This window comes from Ancylobacter novellus DSM 506 (assembly GCF_000092925.1).
GTDB lineage: Bacteria > Pseudomonadota > Alphaproteobacteria > Rhizobiales > Xanthobacteraceae > Ancylobacter > Ancylobacter novellus.
Genome location: NC_014217.1, coordinates 3,796,732 through 3,811,272 on the forward strand (window position 1 = coordinate 3,796,732; position 14,541 = coordinate 3,811,272).

The 14,541-nt window shown below is 68.6% G+C and carries 14 protein-coding genes; 12 read left to right on the forward strand and 2 right to left on the reverse strand.

Translation table 11 applies throughout. The annotated features are described in order from the left end of the window. The first annotated feature begins 20 nt into the window (after positions 1-20). The 12 genes from SNOV_RS17880 (at position 21) to SNOV_RS17935 (ending at position 12,593) form a co-directional block, all read left to right on the forward strand. Positions 21-896, forward strand: a complete 876-nt coding sequence (locus SNOV_RS17880) for a branched-chain amino acid ABC transporter permease (protein WP_013168373.1) — start codon at positions 21-23, stop codon at positions 894-896. Continuing rightward, on the forward strand, positions 893-2,680 hold the full coding sequence (locus tag SNOV_RS17885; protein WP_013168374.1) for a branched-chain amino acid ABC transporter ATP-binding protein/permease: 1,788 nt from the start codon (positions 893-895) through the stop codon (positions 2,678-2,680). The genes SNOV_RS17880 and SNOV_RS17885 overlap by 4 nt, the downstream gene beginning before the upstream one ends. Beyond that, positions 2,677-3,423: an ABC transporter ATP-binding protein gene (locus tag SNOV_RS17890; protein WP_013168375.1), complete on the forward strand. Its 747-nt coding sequence runs from the start codon at positions 2,677-2,679 to the stop codon at positions 3,421-3,423. The genes SNOV_RS17885 and SNOV_RS17890 overlap by 4 nt, the downstream gene beginning before the upstream one ends. A gap of 56 nt (positions 3,424-3,479) precedes the next feature. Then, positions 3,480-4,175, forward strand: coding sequence for a cyclase family protein (locus SNOV_RS17895; protein WP_013168376.1), 696 nt, complete (start codon positions 3,480-3,482; stop codon positions 4,173-4,175). 58 nt (positions 4,176-4,233) lie between these two features. Beyond that, positions 4,234-5,664: an amidase gene (locus tag SNOV_RS17900; protein ID WP_013168377.1), complete on the forward strand. Its 1,431-nt coding sequence runs from the start codon at positions 4,234-4,236 to the stop codon at positions 5,662-5,664. Continuing rightward, a complete protein-coding gene (locus SNOV_RS17905) occupies positions 5,661-6,137 on the forward strand; it encodes a nucleoside deaminase (protein WP_013168378.1) in 477 nt (158 codons plus the stop codon). The genes SNOV_RS17900 and SNOV_RS17905 overlap by 4 nt, the downstream gene beginning before the upstream one ends. A gap of 79 nt (positions 6,138-6,216) precedes the next feature. Beyond that, positions 6,217-7,377 carry an ABC transporter substrate-binding protein gene (locus tag SNOV_RS17910; protein ID WP_013168379.1) on the forward strand — a complete coding sequence of 387 codons (1,161 nt, stop codon included), beginning with the start codon at positions 6,217-6,219 and terminating at the stop codon, positions 7,375-7,377. A gap of 69 nt (positions 7,378-7,446) precedes the next feature. Beyond that, positions 7,447-8,343, forward strand: a complete 897-nt coding sequence (locus tag SNOV_RS17915; protein WP_013168380.1) for an ABC transporter permease — start codon at positions 7,447-7,449, stop codon at positions 8,341-8,343. After that, positions 8,340-9,143, forward strand: a complete 804-nt coding sequence (locus tag SNOV_RS17920) for an ABC transporter permease (protein WP_013168381.1) — start codon at positions 8,340-8,342, stop codon at positions 9,141-9,143. Before SNOV_RS17915 ends, SNOV_RS17920 begins: the two co-directional genes overlap by 4 nt. 3 nt (positions 9,144-9,146) lie before the next feature. Beyond that, entirely contained in the window at positions 9,147-10,244 is a 1,098-nt protein-coding gene (locus SNOV_RS17925; RefSeq protein WP_013168382.1) for an ABC transporter ATP-binding protein, read from the forward strand. A 32-nt stretch (positions 10,245-10,276) separates the two neighbouring features. Continuing rightward, positions 10,277-11,812: an amidohydrolase family protein gene (locus tag SNOV_RS17930; protein ID WP_013168383.1), complete on the forward strand. Its 1,536-nt coding sequence runs from the start codon at positions 10,277-10,279 to the stop codon at positions 11,810-11,812. A gap of 1 nt (position 11,813) precedes the next feature. Next, positions 11,814-12,593 carry a creatininase gene (locus tag SNOV_RS17935; RefSeq protein ID WP_013168384.1) on the forward strand — a complete coding sequence of 260 codons (780 nt, stop codon included), beginning with the start codon at positions 11,814-11,816 and terminating at the stop codon, positions 12,591-12,593. Between the two features lie 22 nt (positions 12,594-12,615). Here SNOV_RS17935 and SNOV_RS17940 read toward each other — a convergent pair whose 3' ends face one another. After that, the gene (locus SNOV_RS17940) at positions 12,616-13,332 is read right to left on the reverse strand and encodes a TetR/AcrR family transcriptional regulator (protein ID WP_013168385.1); all 717 of its coding nucleotides are present in this window, start codon (positions 13,330-13,332) and stop codon (positions 12,616-12,618) included. Further along, positions 13,329-14,534 carry an amidase gene (locus SNOV_RS17945; protein WP_013168386.1) on the reverse strand — a complete coding sequence of 402 codons (1,206 nt, stop codon included), beginning with the start codon at positions 14,532-14,534 and terminating at the stop codon, positions 13,329-13,331. Before SNOV_RS17945 ends, SNOV_RS17940 begins: the two co-directional genes overlap by 4 nt. Positions 14,535-14,541 lie beyond the last annotated feature (7 nt).

A 14,541-nucleotide genomic window follows, 5' to 3' on the forward strand; every position in this document is an offset into this window, starting at 1 on the left:
CCAAGCGAGGAGGCGACCCGATGTCGACGGTGGCGCAGTATGTTCTCTCCGGCCTGGCCATCGGCGGCATCTACGCCCTGGTGGCGCTCGGCTTCCACATCATGTGGTCGGCCGCCCGCGCCGTGAACTTCGCCCATGGCGACACGCTGATGATCGGCGGCCTGCTCGCCGCCTATCTGGTGGCGAGCGGCTGGCCGCTGGCCCTCGCCTGCGCGCTGGCGATCCTCGTCGGCGGCCTGTTCGGCTTCGTGCTCGAACGCCTCGCCGTGCGCCCCTTCGCGCACCAGCCCAATTCCATCGGCTGGATGCTCACCACCATCGCCGTCGGCATCATGGTGGAGAGCTACGCCACCATCGAGACGCAGGGCTACGCGCTGCCGCTGCCCTCGCCCGGCGTCGCCGGCTCGGTGCAGGTCCTCGGCGCGGGGCTCTATCCGCAGGAGCTGGCGATCCCCGTCATCGCCCTCGCCGCCATGCTCGGCCTGCAGGCGCTGCAGCGCCACACGCTGATCGGGCGCGCCATGCAGGCGGTCGCCCACAACAAGAACGCCGCGGCGCTGATGGGCATCAATGTCGATCTCGTCGTCGCCTTCTCCTTCTCCCTCGCCAGTCTGCTCGGCGCGGCCGCCGGCGTGCTGATCGCCCCCGTGGTGCAGGCTTCGGCGACCATGGGCCTGCTGCCGGGCCTCAAGGGCTTCGCCGTCGCGATCATGGGCGGCATCACCTCCGCACCGGGCGTGGTGATCACCGGCCTCGCCTATGGCGTCATCGAGAAGTTCGTCGAGGGCTACGTCTCCACCGCGGCGCGCGAGATCGTCGGCTTCTCGCTGATGATCGTGGTGCTGCTCGCCTTCCCGCAGGGCCTGTTCGGCAAGCGCGAGGTGGCCAAGGTATGAGCCGCCTCTACGCCCTCGGCTTCCTCGCCCTCGCGGCGGTGCTCACCGCCGTGCCGCTCGCCTCGGACAACGAGTACGAGCTGCGGCTGTTCATGCTGTTCCTGATCTACGCGATCATCGCGGTCGGGCTGAACGTGCTGATCGGCCTCGCCGGCCTCGTCTCGCTCGGCCAGGCCGGGCTGTTCGCGCTCGGCTCCTACACCGGCGCGATCACCGCGACGCGGCTCGGCTTCGACATGGTCGGCGCCGGCCTCACCGCCGCGGTCGTCGCCGGCCTGTTCGGGGTGCTGCTGGCCTATCCGACCGTGCGGGTGCGCGGCGTCTATCTGGCGGTCGTCACCATCGCCTTCGGACTGATCGTCGAGAACGTCGCCATCGAATGGCAGTCGCTGACCGGCGGCACCACCGGGATCACCTCGATCCCCTCGCCAAACGTCTTCGGCCTGCGGCTGTCGGGCTATGCCTATTACGGCGTACTGGCGGTGTCGCTGTTCCTGCTGGTGGCGGCGGCGCACAATCTCAAGGGTTCGCGCTACGGCCGCGGCCTCATGGCGGTCGCGCAGAGCGAGACGGCGGCGCGCGCGCTCGGCCTCGACCCGACGGCCCTGCGCACCCTCGCCTTCGTCATCGCCGCGGTCACGGCGGGCGTCGCCGGCACCTATTATGCCTTCCTCAATTCCTACATCTCGCCGGACATCTTCACCTTCACCGACAGCATACGCTTCCTGCTGATGGTGATCCTCGGCGGCGCGGCCTCGACCTTCGGGCCGGTCATCGGCGCCTACATCCTCACCTATCTTCCCGAATATCTTCAGGAATTCGCCGTCTGGCAGAAATTCGCCTATGGCGCGCTGCTGCTGATCGTCATGTTCGTGCTGCCGCGCGGCATCATGGGCTCGCTCGGCGCGCTGTGGAGCGGCCTGCGCCCCGCCGCGCGCGCCATCGCCGCCACCGACGCGCGGACGACGCTGGCGCGGGAGGCAAGCGAGCAGCGCGCCGAACTGGTCGCCCGCGACCTCACCGTGCGCTTCGGCGGCCTGACCGCGCTCTCCGAGGCCTCGCTGCGGGTGAAGCCGGGCGAGGTGCACGCGCTGATCGGCCCGAACGGCGCCGGCAAGTCCACCTTCATCAACACCATCTCCGGCTTCTACCGCCCGACCGCCGGTGCCTTCGAGCTCGACGGCCTCCAGCTCACCGGCATGGCCTCGCACGAGATCGCCCGCGCCGGCCTCGCCCGCACCTTCCAGAACACCGAGCTGTTCGGCGAGATGACGGTTCTGGAGAACGTCATGGTCGGCGGCCAGCAGCGCCTGCGCTACGGCGTCCTCGCCTCGATCCTGCGCACGCCGGCCATGCGCCGCGAGGAGACGCATTGCCGGCAGGCGGCGATCGGCCTGCTCGCCTTCGTCGGCCTCGAAGACTACGCCTACGAGGAGGCGCGCTTCCTGCCCTTCGGCCTGCAGCGCCGGCTGGAGATCGCCCGCGCGCTGGCCGCCAATCCCCGCCTGCTGCTGCTCGACGAGCCGGCCGCGGGACTGACGACGCAGGAGATCGACGATCTCGAGGCGATGATCCGCCGCATCGCCGATCTCGGCATCAGCGTCCTGCTCATCGAGCACCATGTCGAGCTGATCATGGCGGTGGCCGACACCGTGACCGTGCTCGACTACGGGCAGGTCATCGCCAGCGCCACGCCCGCAGCGGTGCAGGCCGATCCGCGCGTCATCGAGGCCTATTTCGGCACGTCCGGCGCGACCCATGCGCCTGTGGAGGTGCCGGCATGAGCGCGACGGGCGCAATCCTCCTCGACATCCGCAGCCTCGAGCTGCGCTACGGCGCCGCCGTGGCAGTGCGCGACATCTCGCTCAGCGTGAAGCCGGGCCAGCTCGTCGCCGTCATCGGCAATAACGGCGCGGGCAAGTCCTCGCTGCTGCGCGGCGCCACCGGGCTGGTCCGCCCGGCCGGCGGGCAGGTGTTCTTCCGCGGTGCCGACACGACGCTGATGCCGGCCCACCGCAAGGTGCGGCAGGGGCTGGTCATGGTGCCGGAGGGCCGGCTGCTGTTCCCCGACCAGAGCGTCGAGGACAATCTGATCCTCGGCGCCTATGCGCATGGCGGACTGAAGGGCGCCCGCGCGCGGCAGACCTTCGAGCGCGTGCTGACGCTGTTCCCGCGCCTGAAGGAGCGCCTCGCCCAGCAGGCCGGCTCCATGTCCGGCGGCGAGCAGCAGATGCTCGCCATCGCCCGCGCGCTGATGGCCGAGCCGGAGCTTCTCGTCATCGACGAGCTCTCGCTCGGCCTGGCGCCGAAGATCGTCGACCAGCTGATGGGCGTGCTCGCCGAGCTCAATGAAGGCGGCCTCGCCATCCTGCTGGTCGAGCAGTTGGCGGCGCACGCGCTCGCCATCGCCGACCACGCCTACGTCATCGCCAATGGCCGCGTCGTGCGGCAGGGGCCGAGCACAGAGATCGCGCGCGACCCCGAGGTGATGGAGTCGTTCCTCGGAAAGAAGAAAGCCGCTTCCTGAGCGCGCCCTGCGGCGCGCCCTCATCCCATCGTGCCATCAACGTGCAAGGAGTGACCATGTCTCGCGTCGTCGACCTGAGCTTGCTCATCGAAGACAACATGCCGGCCCACAAGCTCTTCCAGCGGCCGGTCATCACCACCCATCTGAGCCATGAGAGCTCCAAGGCGTTCGGCCTGGGCGTGCCCGGCGACGCCATGACCTTCCAGACCAACTTCATCGCCATGATCGACCATGTCGGCACCCATGTGGACGCCTATCGCCACGTGAACCCGGACGGGGCGCCGGTCGACGAGATGCCGCTGGAGATGTTCATGGGCAAGGCCGTGTGCTTCGACCTGCGCCATATCCCGGACCTCGGCGAGATCACCGTCGCCGACATGGAGGAAGCGGAGAAGAAGGCCGGCGTGAAGATCGACGGCCACATCGTCCTGCTCTGCACCGGCTTCCACCAGCGCAACTATCCCGGCCTCGATTCCGTCTGGAAGAACCCGCTGCTGACCGCCGAGGCGACGCGTTGGCTCCATGAGCGCGGATCGAAGATGCACGGCGTCGAGGGACCGTCCACCGACAAGCCGACCGACAACATCTTCGCCCAGCATCGCCTGTGCCGCGACCTCGGTATCAGCCACTGGGAATGGCTGGTCAATCTGGAGGAGCTGGTCGGCAAGGGCGAGGTCCAGTTCTTCGGCGTGCCGCTGAAATTCAAGGGCGGCTCCGGCTCCCCGGTGCGTGCCTTCGCCCTCGTCGATTGACGCAAGGCGGCCGGGAGGCCTCGCCGCCCGGCCCGCTTCTTGCTGAGGAGCCGCGGCCATGAGAACCCCCTTTGTCCGCATGGGTGCCCGCGAGGCGCGTGACCGCGTCGCGCGCCGGGAGCTTTCCCCGGTCGAGCTCACCCGCGCCGCCCTCGATACGGCCGCCGCCACGCAGGCGAGCCTCAACGCCTTCTTCCTCATCTTCGAGGAAGAGGCGATGGCGGCCGCGCGCGAGGCCGAAGCGACGGTGATGCGCGGCGAGACCCTCGGCCCGCTGCACGGAATCCCCTTCTCCGCCAAGGATTTGATGGCGGTGAGGGGCGCGCGCTACGCTTCCGGCTCGCGCGCCATGGCCGACAATGTCGCCAGCGTCGATGCGCCGGCGGTGGAGCGGGCGAAGGCGGCGGGCGCCATCCTCATCGGCAAGACCACGACCAGCGAGTTCGGCTGCAAGCCGGTCGGCGACAGCCCGCTCACCGGCATCACCCGCAATCCCTGGAACCTCGCCAAGACCCCCGGCGGCTCCAGCGCCGGCGCGGCGGCCTCGGTCGCCGCCGGCATCACGCCCTTCGCGCTCGGCACCGATGGCGGCGGCTCGATCCGCATCCCCTGCGCCTTCTCCGGCCTCGCCGGGCTGAAGGGGCAGTTCGGCCGCGTGCCGGTCTGGCCTACCTCGGCGACGCCGACGCTCGCCCATGTCGGGCCCATCGCCCGCGATATGGACGACGCCGCGCTGCTGTTCTCGGCCATCGCCGGCCATGACGCGCGCGACCCGTTCAGCGTCGCCGGCCCGGTGCCCGATGTCGAGGCGGCGGTGACGCAGCCCATCGAGGGCATGCGCATCGCCTGGAGCCCGACGCTCGGCTATGCCCGCCCCTCGCCCGAGGTGCTGCGCGTCACCAAGGCGGCGGTGGAGCGCCTGTCCGATCTCGGCGCCGTGGTGGAGGAGGTCGAGACCGTCTTCGAGACCGACCCCGCCGAACTCTGGATCGCCGAATTCTATGCCGGCGTCGGCACCCGCCTGCGCAGCGTGGTCGAGAACCAGCGCGACCTGCTCGATCCGTCCGTCGCCGTAGTGCTGGAAGCCGCGCTCGGGCAGGAGATGCGCGCCTATTACGAGACCGTCTTCGCTCGCTACGCGCTGCGCGAGGAGATGCGCCGTTTCTTCGAGCGCTATGACGCGCTCGTCTCTCCGGTGCTGCCGGTCTCCTCGCTCGACGCCGGGCTCGACATGCCCGCGCACCTCTCCGACCGCAACCTGGTGAGCTGGGTGTTCTACACCTACCCGTTCAACCTCACCGGCCAGCCCGCCGCCGCCGTCTGCGCCGGCCTCGACGCGGACGGCATGCCGGTCGGCCTGCAGGTCGTCGGCCGCTCCCTCGGCGAGGCCGACGTGGTGCGCGTCGCCGCCGCCGTCGAGCGGATGCGGCCCGAAATCGATCTCATCCCGCCCTTCCCGCGCCAAACCCAGAGCGAGGTTCTCCAATGAGCACGCCCGAAGCCTTCATGCGCCGCGCCATCGAGATCAGCCGCGAGAAGATGCGTTCCGACGGCTCGGCGCCCTTCGGCTGCGTCATCGTCAAGGACGGGGTGATCGTCGGCGAGGGCGTCAACAATGTCGTCAACAACCACGACGCCACCTCGCATGGCGAGGTCGAGGCGATCCGCGACGCCGGCCGCCGGCTCAAGAGCTGGGACCTCTCCGGCTGCGAGCTCTACACCACCTGCGAGCCCTGCGAGATGTGCGTCGCCTCGATGTTCTGGGCGAAGATTTCGCGGATGTACTACGCGAACACGCTGAAGGACTGCACCGAGATCGGCTTCGACCTCGAGCCGCTGAAGCAGATGGTTCGGTCCGAGGTGGAGCAGCGCACGCTTCCTGCCGAACGTCTTCTCGCCTCCGAAGCGCGCGAAGTGCTCGACGAATGGGCAGCCTCGCCCTCCTTCAACGCCTTCCAGTGACGTGCCGACGCTTCGCCGCGCCGGCTGAGAAGGCTGGCAAGACCCCCCAATAAGAACCTTCCAGATGGAGCCATCGTCAATGAACGAGTTCGACGGAAAGATAACGGACTTCCGCGCGCTGCTTCCCATGCTCAACCGCCGCCGCTTCCTGCAGGGCGCCAGCGCGCTCGCCGGCGCGGCCGCCGTCGGCGCCTCCAGCGCCCCGGAGCCCGCCTATGCGCAGGATAAGGTACTGAACCTCTTGAGCTGGCCCGGCCATGGCGACCCGGCCTTCGTGAAGCCGTTCGAGGAGAAGTACGGCTGCAAGGTCGTCGCCAAGGAATATGTCGGCGGCGAGCCGATGCTGGCGCTGATGAACCAGTCGCCTCCCGGCTCCTTCGACGTGGTGCTGGCCGACGCCGAATACATCCACATGCTCAAGGAAGGCGGCTTCATCGACAAGATGGACCCGGCCGACTACCCGCTCGCCGACTACTGGCCGGACTTCCAGAAGTTCGCCCCGCACTGGGTGGGCGAGGACCTCTATTCGGTGCTCATCCGCTTCGGCTATCTCGGCATCGCCTACCGCACCGACATGCTCTCGGAAGCCGACGTGAAGTCTTACAAGGTGCTCTGGGATCCGAAGATCAAGGGCAAGGTCGGCTTCTTCGACTGGTACCTGCCGACCATGGGCTGCCTCAGCCTCTACAACGGCAACAAGCCGCCCTTCGACATCTCCGACGCCGCCTTCGACAAGCTGAAGGAGACGATGTTCTCGCTGAAGCCGCAGGCCTCGGGCTTCTATTCCATGGCCGACCAGTTCTCCATGCTGACCAACGGCACCGCCGCGGCGATCCCCGGCGTCGGCGACTGGGTCGTGCTGCTGCTGCAGAAGAACGGCGTGCCGGTTTCCGCCACCGTGCCGGACGAGGGCGGCATCCAGTGGACGGAATCGATGTCCATCGTCTCGTCCTCGACCAAGAAGGACCTCGCCAAGGCCTTCATCCAGTACGCCTCCTCGCCGGAAGGCCAGGCGCGCTCGGCGCTGCTGCCCTCCTACTGGGCGTCCATCCCCAACAAGAAGGGCTGGGACATCCTCATCAAGGACCACGCCGCCGAGGCCAAGGCGCTGCGCCACACCTATGACGCGCGCAACGTCATGGACGAATACAAGGACGGCAAGATCTTCATCCGCCAGACGCCGGTGAAGCAGAGCATCGAGACCTGGAACGACGCCTGGTCCGAATTCAAGTCGATGTGAGAAGCGGCCGGGTGGGGGCGCTGCCTCCGCCCGGTCCTTGCCTGACCCGAATCAGCCTGCGAGCCGGCCATGTCCGACGCCTCCCCCGTCCCGACGCTGCCGCCCTCCGCCTCGGCGAAGGCGAGCCGGCTACGCTTCGCCGCGTTCTGGAGCCTGCCGCCGCTTCTCTGGCAGCTGGCGTTCTTCGTCGTGCCGCTCGGCTTCCTCGTCGCCATGACCTTCTGGTCGGTGAAGAGCTTCCGGCTCACCCCGGACGCGACGCTGGCCAACTGGATCTTCATCCTCAACGCCGGCTTCTTCCGCAACGCCTACATCTACACCTTCTGGCTCGCCGGGCTGACGGCGCTGCTCGCCAGCTTCGTCGCCTTCCCGGCCTCCTACGCCATGGCGTTCCTGTTGAAGCCGGCGACGCGGCGCTTCCTCGTCTTCATGCTGGTGGTGCCGTTCTTCACCTCCTATCCCGTCCGCATCTACTCGACGCAGATCTTCTTCAGCCCGCAGGGGATCATCAATGCGGTGATCGAGCCGCTCGGCCTCGGCCCGGTCTCGGTGCTGAACAGCCCGACGGGCACGGTGGTCGGCTATCTCGTGCTCACCCTGCCGCTGGTCGTGCTGCTCCAGACCTTCGCGCTCGGCAACGTGCCGCGCACGCTCGTCGAGGCGGCGCACAATCTCGGCTGCGGGCGGCTGCGGACCATCCTCACCGTCATCGTGCCGTCCGCACGCGTCGGGCTGATCGTCGCCGCCACCTTCGCCTTCGTGCTGGCCTTCGGCGACTACGTCGCGCCGGTCTATCTCGGCGGCTCCAAGCCGCCGACGCTCTCCATCCTCATCGCCGACCAGGTGAAGTCCGGCAACAACTGGCCGCGCGCCTCGGTGGTCGCGGTGGTGATGATCGTCACGCTGATCATCGTGATGACGGCGATGCTGGCGCTCGCCTATGGCCGCAAGGGAGCACGGCGATGAACGCCTCGACCTCCCGCCGCGCGCTGCTGGTGCTCTACACCGCGCTGGTCTTCGTCTTCATCTTCGCGCCCATCGTCTCGACGGTGGTGTTCTCCTTCAACGCCGACCGCTTCCCCAGCCTGCCCTGGGGTGGCTTCAGCCTGCAATGGTACGAGGCGATCTTCGCCGATGCCTCCATCCAGCGCGGGCTGATGAACAGCCTGATCGTGGCGGTGGCGACCTCGGCCATCGCCACCTTCCTCGGCTTCGCCGCGGCCTATGTCGACTACCGCTACCGCTTCTTCGGCAAGATGGCCTACATCTCCATCGTCGCCCTGCCGCCGACCGTGCCGGTGGTCATACTCGGGGTGGCCATGCTGACCTTCGAGGGGCGCATCGGCCTCTCCGGCACGCTCACCGGCATCACCGTCGGCCATGTGGTGTTGGCTGCGCCCTTCGCCATGGCGCTGGTGCGCATGCGCCTCGCCGACCTCGATCCCGACATCGAGCGCGCGGCGTGGAATCTCGGCGCCACGCCCTGGGCGACCATCACCGGCGTCGTCATCCCGTTCTGCCTGCCGGCGATCCTAGCCTCGGTGTTCCTGACCGCGGCGGTCTCCTTCGACGAGTTCATGATCGCCTGGTTCGTCTCAGGCGTGAACGAGACCCTCCCCGTGCGCGTGCTCGCCATGCTGCAGGGGCAAGTGAGCCCGCGCATCAACGCCATCGGCGCCCTCGTCTTCGCCGTCTCGATGACCCTGGTCGTCGCCGCCCAGATGCTTCTGGGGCGGAGCGGCCGCCGCAACGCCAAGGAAGCCTGAACCATGACGGGAGCCACCGCCGCGCCGATGCTGGAGATCGACCGCGTCGCCAAGCGCTATGGCGAGACCGTCGCGGTCGCCGACGTCTCCTTCACCATCGAGAAGGGCGAGTTCATCGCGCTGATGGGCCCTTCCGGCTGCGGCAAGACCACGACGCTGCGCATGATCGCCGGCCTCGATACGCCGAGCGAGGGCGAGATCCGCCTGTGGGGCCGGCGCATCAATGAGGACGCCCCCTGGGAGCGCGAGGCGCCGCTCGTCTGGCAGAACTACGCGCTATTCCCCTTCCTCTCGGTGGTGAAGAACGTCGAGTTCGGCCTCAAGCAGCGCGGCCTGCCGGCGGCCGACCGTCGCCGCAAGGCGATGGAATGGATGGAGCGGCTCGGCATCGCCGGCTTCGCCGATCGCGGCGTCGACCAGCTTTCCGGCGGCCAGCGCCAGCGCGTGGCGCTGGCCCGTGCCCTCGCGCTGGAGCCGGAGATGCTGCTGCTCGACGAGCCGCTCTCCGCGCTCGACCCGCATTTGCGGGTGCGCATGCAGGCGGAGCTGGTGCGCCTGCACCGCGAGCTCGGCATCACCTTCGTCTGCGTCACCCACAGCCATTCGGAAGCCTTCGCCATGGCCGACCGCGTGGTGATCATGAGCGAGGGGCGGGTGCAGCAGATCGGCGCGCCGCGCGAGATCTACCGCCGCGCATCCAACCGCTTCGTCGCCGAGTTCGTCGGCGGCAACAATTTGTTCTCCGGCACGGCGTCCGATGCCGGCGAGGGTGTGGTGCGGGTGGAAGGCGCCTTCGGCAGCGCCCTCGCCCCGCGCCCGAGCGATTTCGAAATCCTCGACGGGCAGGCGGTGACGCTGGTCGTGGCCGCCGACCGCATCGACCTCGCGCCGGCGCCTTCCGGGACGGGGAACGAGGTCGAGGCGCGCGTCGTCACGCTCGAATTCGTCGGCTCCTCCGTCACCGTCTTCCTGGAGACCGCCGGCGGCGCCGAGCTGCGCGTCCAGCGCTCGCTGCACCAGATCGAGAACACGCCGCTCAGCCCGGGGCAGGCCGTCTTCGCCCGCTGGCCGCAGGCCGAGGGCTTCTTCCTGCCGGCCTGACCACCCTTTCAGCCTTACTATGGAGTGACCCGATGTCGACCTTCATCCGCGGCGCCACCGTGCTGGCCATGGGCGGCGCAACAGGCAGCACACCTTTCGTCGGCGACGTGCTCGTCGAGGGCGACCGCATCAGGGAGATCGGCACCGGCCTCGCCGTGCCGGAGGGCGCGACCATCATCGACGGCGCCGGCAAGCTGGTGATGCCCGGCCTGATCAACTCGCACCTTCATTCCGGCGAGGCGCTGTTCAAGGGCCGCTACGATAACCTGCCACTCGAACTGTGGATGCTCTACGCCTATCCGATCCTCGGCGCCAAGGGGCTGTCCGAGCGCATGATCTATCTGCGCTCCATGGTGGTCGCCATCGAGTCGCTGAAGACCGGCGTCACCTGCCTGACCGACGACATCTTCGAGGCGCCGCGCCAGTCGCTGTCGCAGCTCGGCGCCGCCGTACAGGCCTATGACGATGCCGGCATCCGCGCCACCGTCTCCGGCCATGTGATGGACAAGGACTTCCTCGATTCCATCCCCTTCTCGCGCGAGCACGTGCCGGCCGAGCTGCAGGCCGAGGTCGCCAAGCTCACCCCGCCGACCACGGACGAATACATCGCCTTCGCGAGGGAAGCCTATGCCGCCTTCCATGGCCGCTCCGGCCGCATCCGCTTCATGCTCGCCCCGTCCGCGCCGCAGCGCTGCACGGCCGAATTGATGCAGGCGGTGAACGAGCTGGCGCTGGAATGGAAGGTGCCGTTCCACACCCACATCGTCGAGACCAAGGTGCAGGGCGTCACCGGACCGGCCATGTATGGCAAGACGCTGATGCGCTACATGGCCGATCTCGGCCTCATGCATTCCGGCACCACCATCGCCCATTCCATCTGGGTGACGCCCGACGACATCGCGCTGATGGGCGAGGCGGGCGTCTCCATCGTCCACAACACCATCTCCAACCAGAAGCTCGGTGCCGGCGTCGCCCCGGTGCGCCAGCTGCTCGACGCCGGCGTCAACGTCGCGCTCGGCTCGGACGGCATCTCCACCAACGACACGCCGCGCATGTTCGACGTGATGCATGCCTGCGGACTGATCCACAAGGTCACCACGCCCGACTACAAGCAGTGGCTGAGCTCCGCCGAGGTGCTGCACGCCTGCACCCTCGCCGGCGCTCGCAGCGCGCTGATCGGCCACGAGACCGGCTCGCTGGAGGCCGGCAAGAAGGCCGACCTGCTGATCATCAATCTCGACACGGTGTGCTTCACCCCGCGCCACGACATCCTCAACCACCTCGTCTACAGCGAGAACGGCTCCTCCATCGAGAAGGTGATGGTGAACGGGGAGATCGTGGTCGAGAACGGCCGCCTGACCAAGATCGACGAGGCCGCGCTGCTCGCCGAGCTGCGGGCGGCGATGCCGGGCTTCAACGAGTATCATTCGGGCGTGGAGCGGGCGAACCAGGCGTTCGAGCCGTATTTCGACGCCATCCACCGCCGCTGCAACCAGATCGACATCGGCGTGCACCGTCTCGTCGGCAATAGCGACATGTGGCCGTCCACTCCGGCGGGGAACTACTGAGATGGCCAGCACCCTCATCGCCGACCTCACCTGGTACGACTTCGCCGAGCGCGTGAAGGAAGACCCCATCGTCTTCCTGCCGATCGGCTCGGTCGAGCAGCACGGCCCGCATCTGCCGCTGGCGACCGACACGCTGCTGCCGCTCGCGGTCGCCCAGCAGGTGGCCGATCGCGTCGGCGGCCTCGTCGCGCCGCCGGTGGCCTATGGCTACAAGTCGCAGCCGAAATCCGGCGGCGGCAACCATTTCCCCGGCACGCTGAGCCTCGACGCGGGCGTGCTGATCGGGCTGGTGCGCAACATCGTCAACGAGCTGGTGCGGCACGGCGTGCGCCGCATCGTGCTGTTCGACGGCCACATGGAGAACCAGTGGTTCCTCGTCGAGGCCGCCGACCTCGCCTTGCGCGACCAGGCGATGCTGGGGCGCACGGATGTGCGGATCGTCAAGCTCGGCTATTGGGAATTCATCACCAAGGCGACCGAGAAGGTGCTGTTCCCGGACGGCTTCCCGAGCTGGGAGCTGGAGCATGCGGCGGTGATGGAGACCTCCGTCATGCTGCACATCCGCCCCGACCTCGTGCGGGAAGAGCTGATCCCCGACGATCCGGCGGCGGATTTCCCGCCCTACGACATCTACCCCTTCGACACGCGGCCGATCCCGCCGACGGGCGTGCTCTCCTCGGCGAAGGCCGCCTCGGCGGCGAAGGGCGAGGCAGTGCTGGCGCAGGTGGTGCCCGATATCGCCGACGCGCTCATCAAGGCGTTCGAGGCGCCGACATCGTGACGCCGGCGGAGCGGGGCGGCGCTCACCCGCCGCTCCGGTCGGCGATGTAGCTCGTCACCACGTCGACGACGGTGAGCTTGCGCTTGGCCAGCCAGTCCGCCTCGGAGAAATCGTGCTGGAACATGCTGCTGAGCGTGTAGCGGTTCGAGACGTGGATGAAGCACAGGCCGAGGATCGAGACATAGAGGTTCTCGGCGTCGATGTTCCTGCGGAATACCTTCTCCTTCTGGCCGCGCGTGAGGATGGTGCGCAGCGAATCCAGCAGCGGGCGCGTCATGTGCGGGATGGTGGACGAGCGCCGCGCGGTGCGGCCCATCATCAGGTTCTCGTTCATGATCAGCCGGACGAAATGCGGGTCGGTGCTGAGGAAGTCGAAGGTCAGCTCGACCAGCGCCTTCAGCGCCAGCATTGGCTCGGCCGCGTCGACGTCGAGCGTCTGCTCGCGGTCGCGGATGACCTTGTAGGAGGCTTCCAGCGCCGCGAGGTAGAGGTCATCCTTGTTGCCGAAATAGTGGTAGATCATGCCGACATTGATGTCGGCGCCGGCGCAGATGCGCTCGATCCGGCTGCCGCTGAAGCCGTGCTCGGCGAACTCCGCCATGGCGACCTCGAGGATGCGCTGGCGCGTGACGGCGGCATTGCGCTTGCCCGCCCCGCGGCGCTTCGCGGGCGCCGGCGCGGGCGAGGCGCCGGCTTCGTCCTCTGGCGCCTCGGCCCCTGATTTCGTCGCTCTCATCATGTGCCCGGCGCGGTCGGCAGGTCGGCGAAGGCTTTCGCCGCCAGATCCATCAGGTCCATATCCTTGCCGCGTCGCGCCATGATCGACAATCCTACCGGCGCGCCGTCCACCGTTCCCACGGGAATGGTGAGCTGCGGCAGGCCGCCGAGCCCGGCCGGGCAGAGAAGCTGCATGGCGCGGTAGCGATAGGCGTTCTCGATCTCGGTGGAGGCGGTGGCGCGCAGCGGCGGCGCACCCGGCGTCGTCGGCAGGAGGACCAGTCCGTCGCCGATGGCCTCGTCCAGTTCCAAAGCAATGGCGTCGGCACGCTGCCGGGCGGCCTCGGCATCGGCCCTGCCGACCTGCTCGGCCGCCGCCAGCCGCTGGCCGACACCGTCGCCGAAGCTCGGGCGCGTCTGGTTGATCCAGCCGCCAAGCGATTGCCAGACCTCCCACGCCTGCAAGGTGCGGAAGGTGTCGAGCCAGCGATCGAGCCCGATCGGGCTCAGGTGGAGCGGTGACGGCGAGCCGAGCCGCTCCACCGCCTTCTCCAGCAACGCGCGCGCTTGCGGATCGCACTGCTCGAAGGCATCGGTGGCGACGAGCACGCGGTCGAAGCCCTGCGGCGCCGTCGAGCCCAGCAGCACCTCGCCCACGCGCTTCAGCAGCGCGGCATCGCGGGCGAACCAGCCGACCGTGTCGAAGCGCGGCGCGAAGCGCGAGACGCCCTCCAGCGACACCCGGCCATGGGTCGGGCGCAGGCCGAACAGCCCGCAATAGGACGCCGGCACGCGCACGGAGCCGCCGCAATCCGTGCCGATGGCGAAATCCACCTGACCGGCGGCGACCGCCACGGCCGAGCCACTGGACGAGCCGCCCGGCAGCCGCTCGCGCGCGGCCGGATTGACCGGCATGCCGTAGTGGAAGTTCTCGCCCGACAGCGAGTAGCAGAGCTCGTCGCTGATCGTGCGGCCGCGCAGCGCGGCGCCCGTGGAGAGCAGGCGCGTCACCGCCGCAGCCGTCTGCGTCGCCGCCGTATGCGTAGCGAGCCAGGTCGGGTGCCCGAAGCCGGTGCAGCTGCCGGCGACGTCGAACACGTCCTTGATCGCGAAGGACAGCCCCGAAAGCGGGCCGTCGCCGATAGCCGGGCCGGCGACATGGTTCTCGTGGCAGAAGGCGCCGAAGGGGTCGGCCGGTGGCCGGTCGTAATTGTCTGCGGGCATGCGGGGA

What these genes read in the sequence shown, in the direction of transcription:
- SNOV_RS17880 (WP_013168373.1), top strand. Translation starts at nt 21, where the DNA reads ATGTCGACGGTGGCGCAGTATGTTCTCTCCGGCCTGGCCATCGGCGGC.
- SNOV_RS17885 (WP_013168374.1), top strand. Translation starts at nt 893, where the DNA reads ATGAGCCGCCTCTACGCCCTCGGCTTCCTCGCCCTCGCGGCGGTGCTC.
- SNOV_RS17890 (WP_013168375.1), top strand. Translation starts at nt 2,677, where the DNA reads ATGAGCGCGACGGGCGCAATCCTCCTCGACATCCGCAGCCTCGAGCTG.
- SNOV_RS17895 (WP_013168376.1), top strand. Translation starts at nt 3,480, where the DNA reads ATGTCTCGCGTCGTCGACCTGAGCTTGCTCATCGAAGACAACATGCCG.
- SNOV_RS17900 (WP_013168377.1), top strand. Translation starts at nt 4,234, where the DNA reads ATGAGAACCCCCTTTGTCCGCATGGGTGCCCGCGAGGCGCGTGACCGC.
- SNOV_RS17905 (WP_013168378.1), top strand. Translation starts at nt 5,661, where the DNA reads ATGAGCACGCCCGAAGCCTTCATGCGCCGCGCCATCGAGATCAGCCGC.
- SNOV_RS17910 (WP_013168379.1), top strand. Translation starts at nt 6,217, where the DNA reads ATGAACGAGTTCGACGGAAAGATAACGGACTTCCGCGCGCTGCTTCCC.
- SNOV_RS17915 (WP_013168380.1), top strand. Translation starts at nt 7,447, where the DNA reads ATGTCCGACGCCTCCCCCGTCCCGACGCTGCCGCCCTCCGCCTCGGCG.
- SNOV_RS17920 (WP_013168381.1), top strand. Translation starts at nt 8,340, where the DNA reads ATGAACGCCTCGACCTCCCGCCGCGCGCTGCTGGTGCTCTACACCGCG.
- SNOV_RS17925 (WP_013168382.1), top strand. Translation starts at nt 9,147, where the DNA reads ATGACGGGAGCCACCGCCGCGCCGATGCTGGAGATCGACCGCGTCGCC.
- SNOV_RS17930 (WP_013168383.1), top strand. Translation starts at nt 10,277, where the DNA reads ATGTCGACCTTCATCCGCGGCGCCACCGTGCTGGCCATGGGCGGCGCA.
- SNOV_RS17935 (WP_013168384.1), top strand. Translation starts at nt 11,814, where the DNA reads ATGGCCAGCACCCTCATCGCCGACCTCACCTGGTACGACTTCGCCGAG.
- SNOV_RS17940 (WP_013168385.1), bottom strand. Translation starts at nt 13,332, where the DNA reads ATGATGAGAGCGACGAAATCAGGGGCCGAGGCGCCAGAGGACGAAGCC.
- SNOV_RS17945 (WP_013168386.1), bottom strand. Translation starts at nt 14,534, where the DNA reads ATGCCCGCAGACAATTACGACCGGCCACCGGCCGACCCCTTCGGCGCC.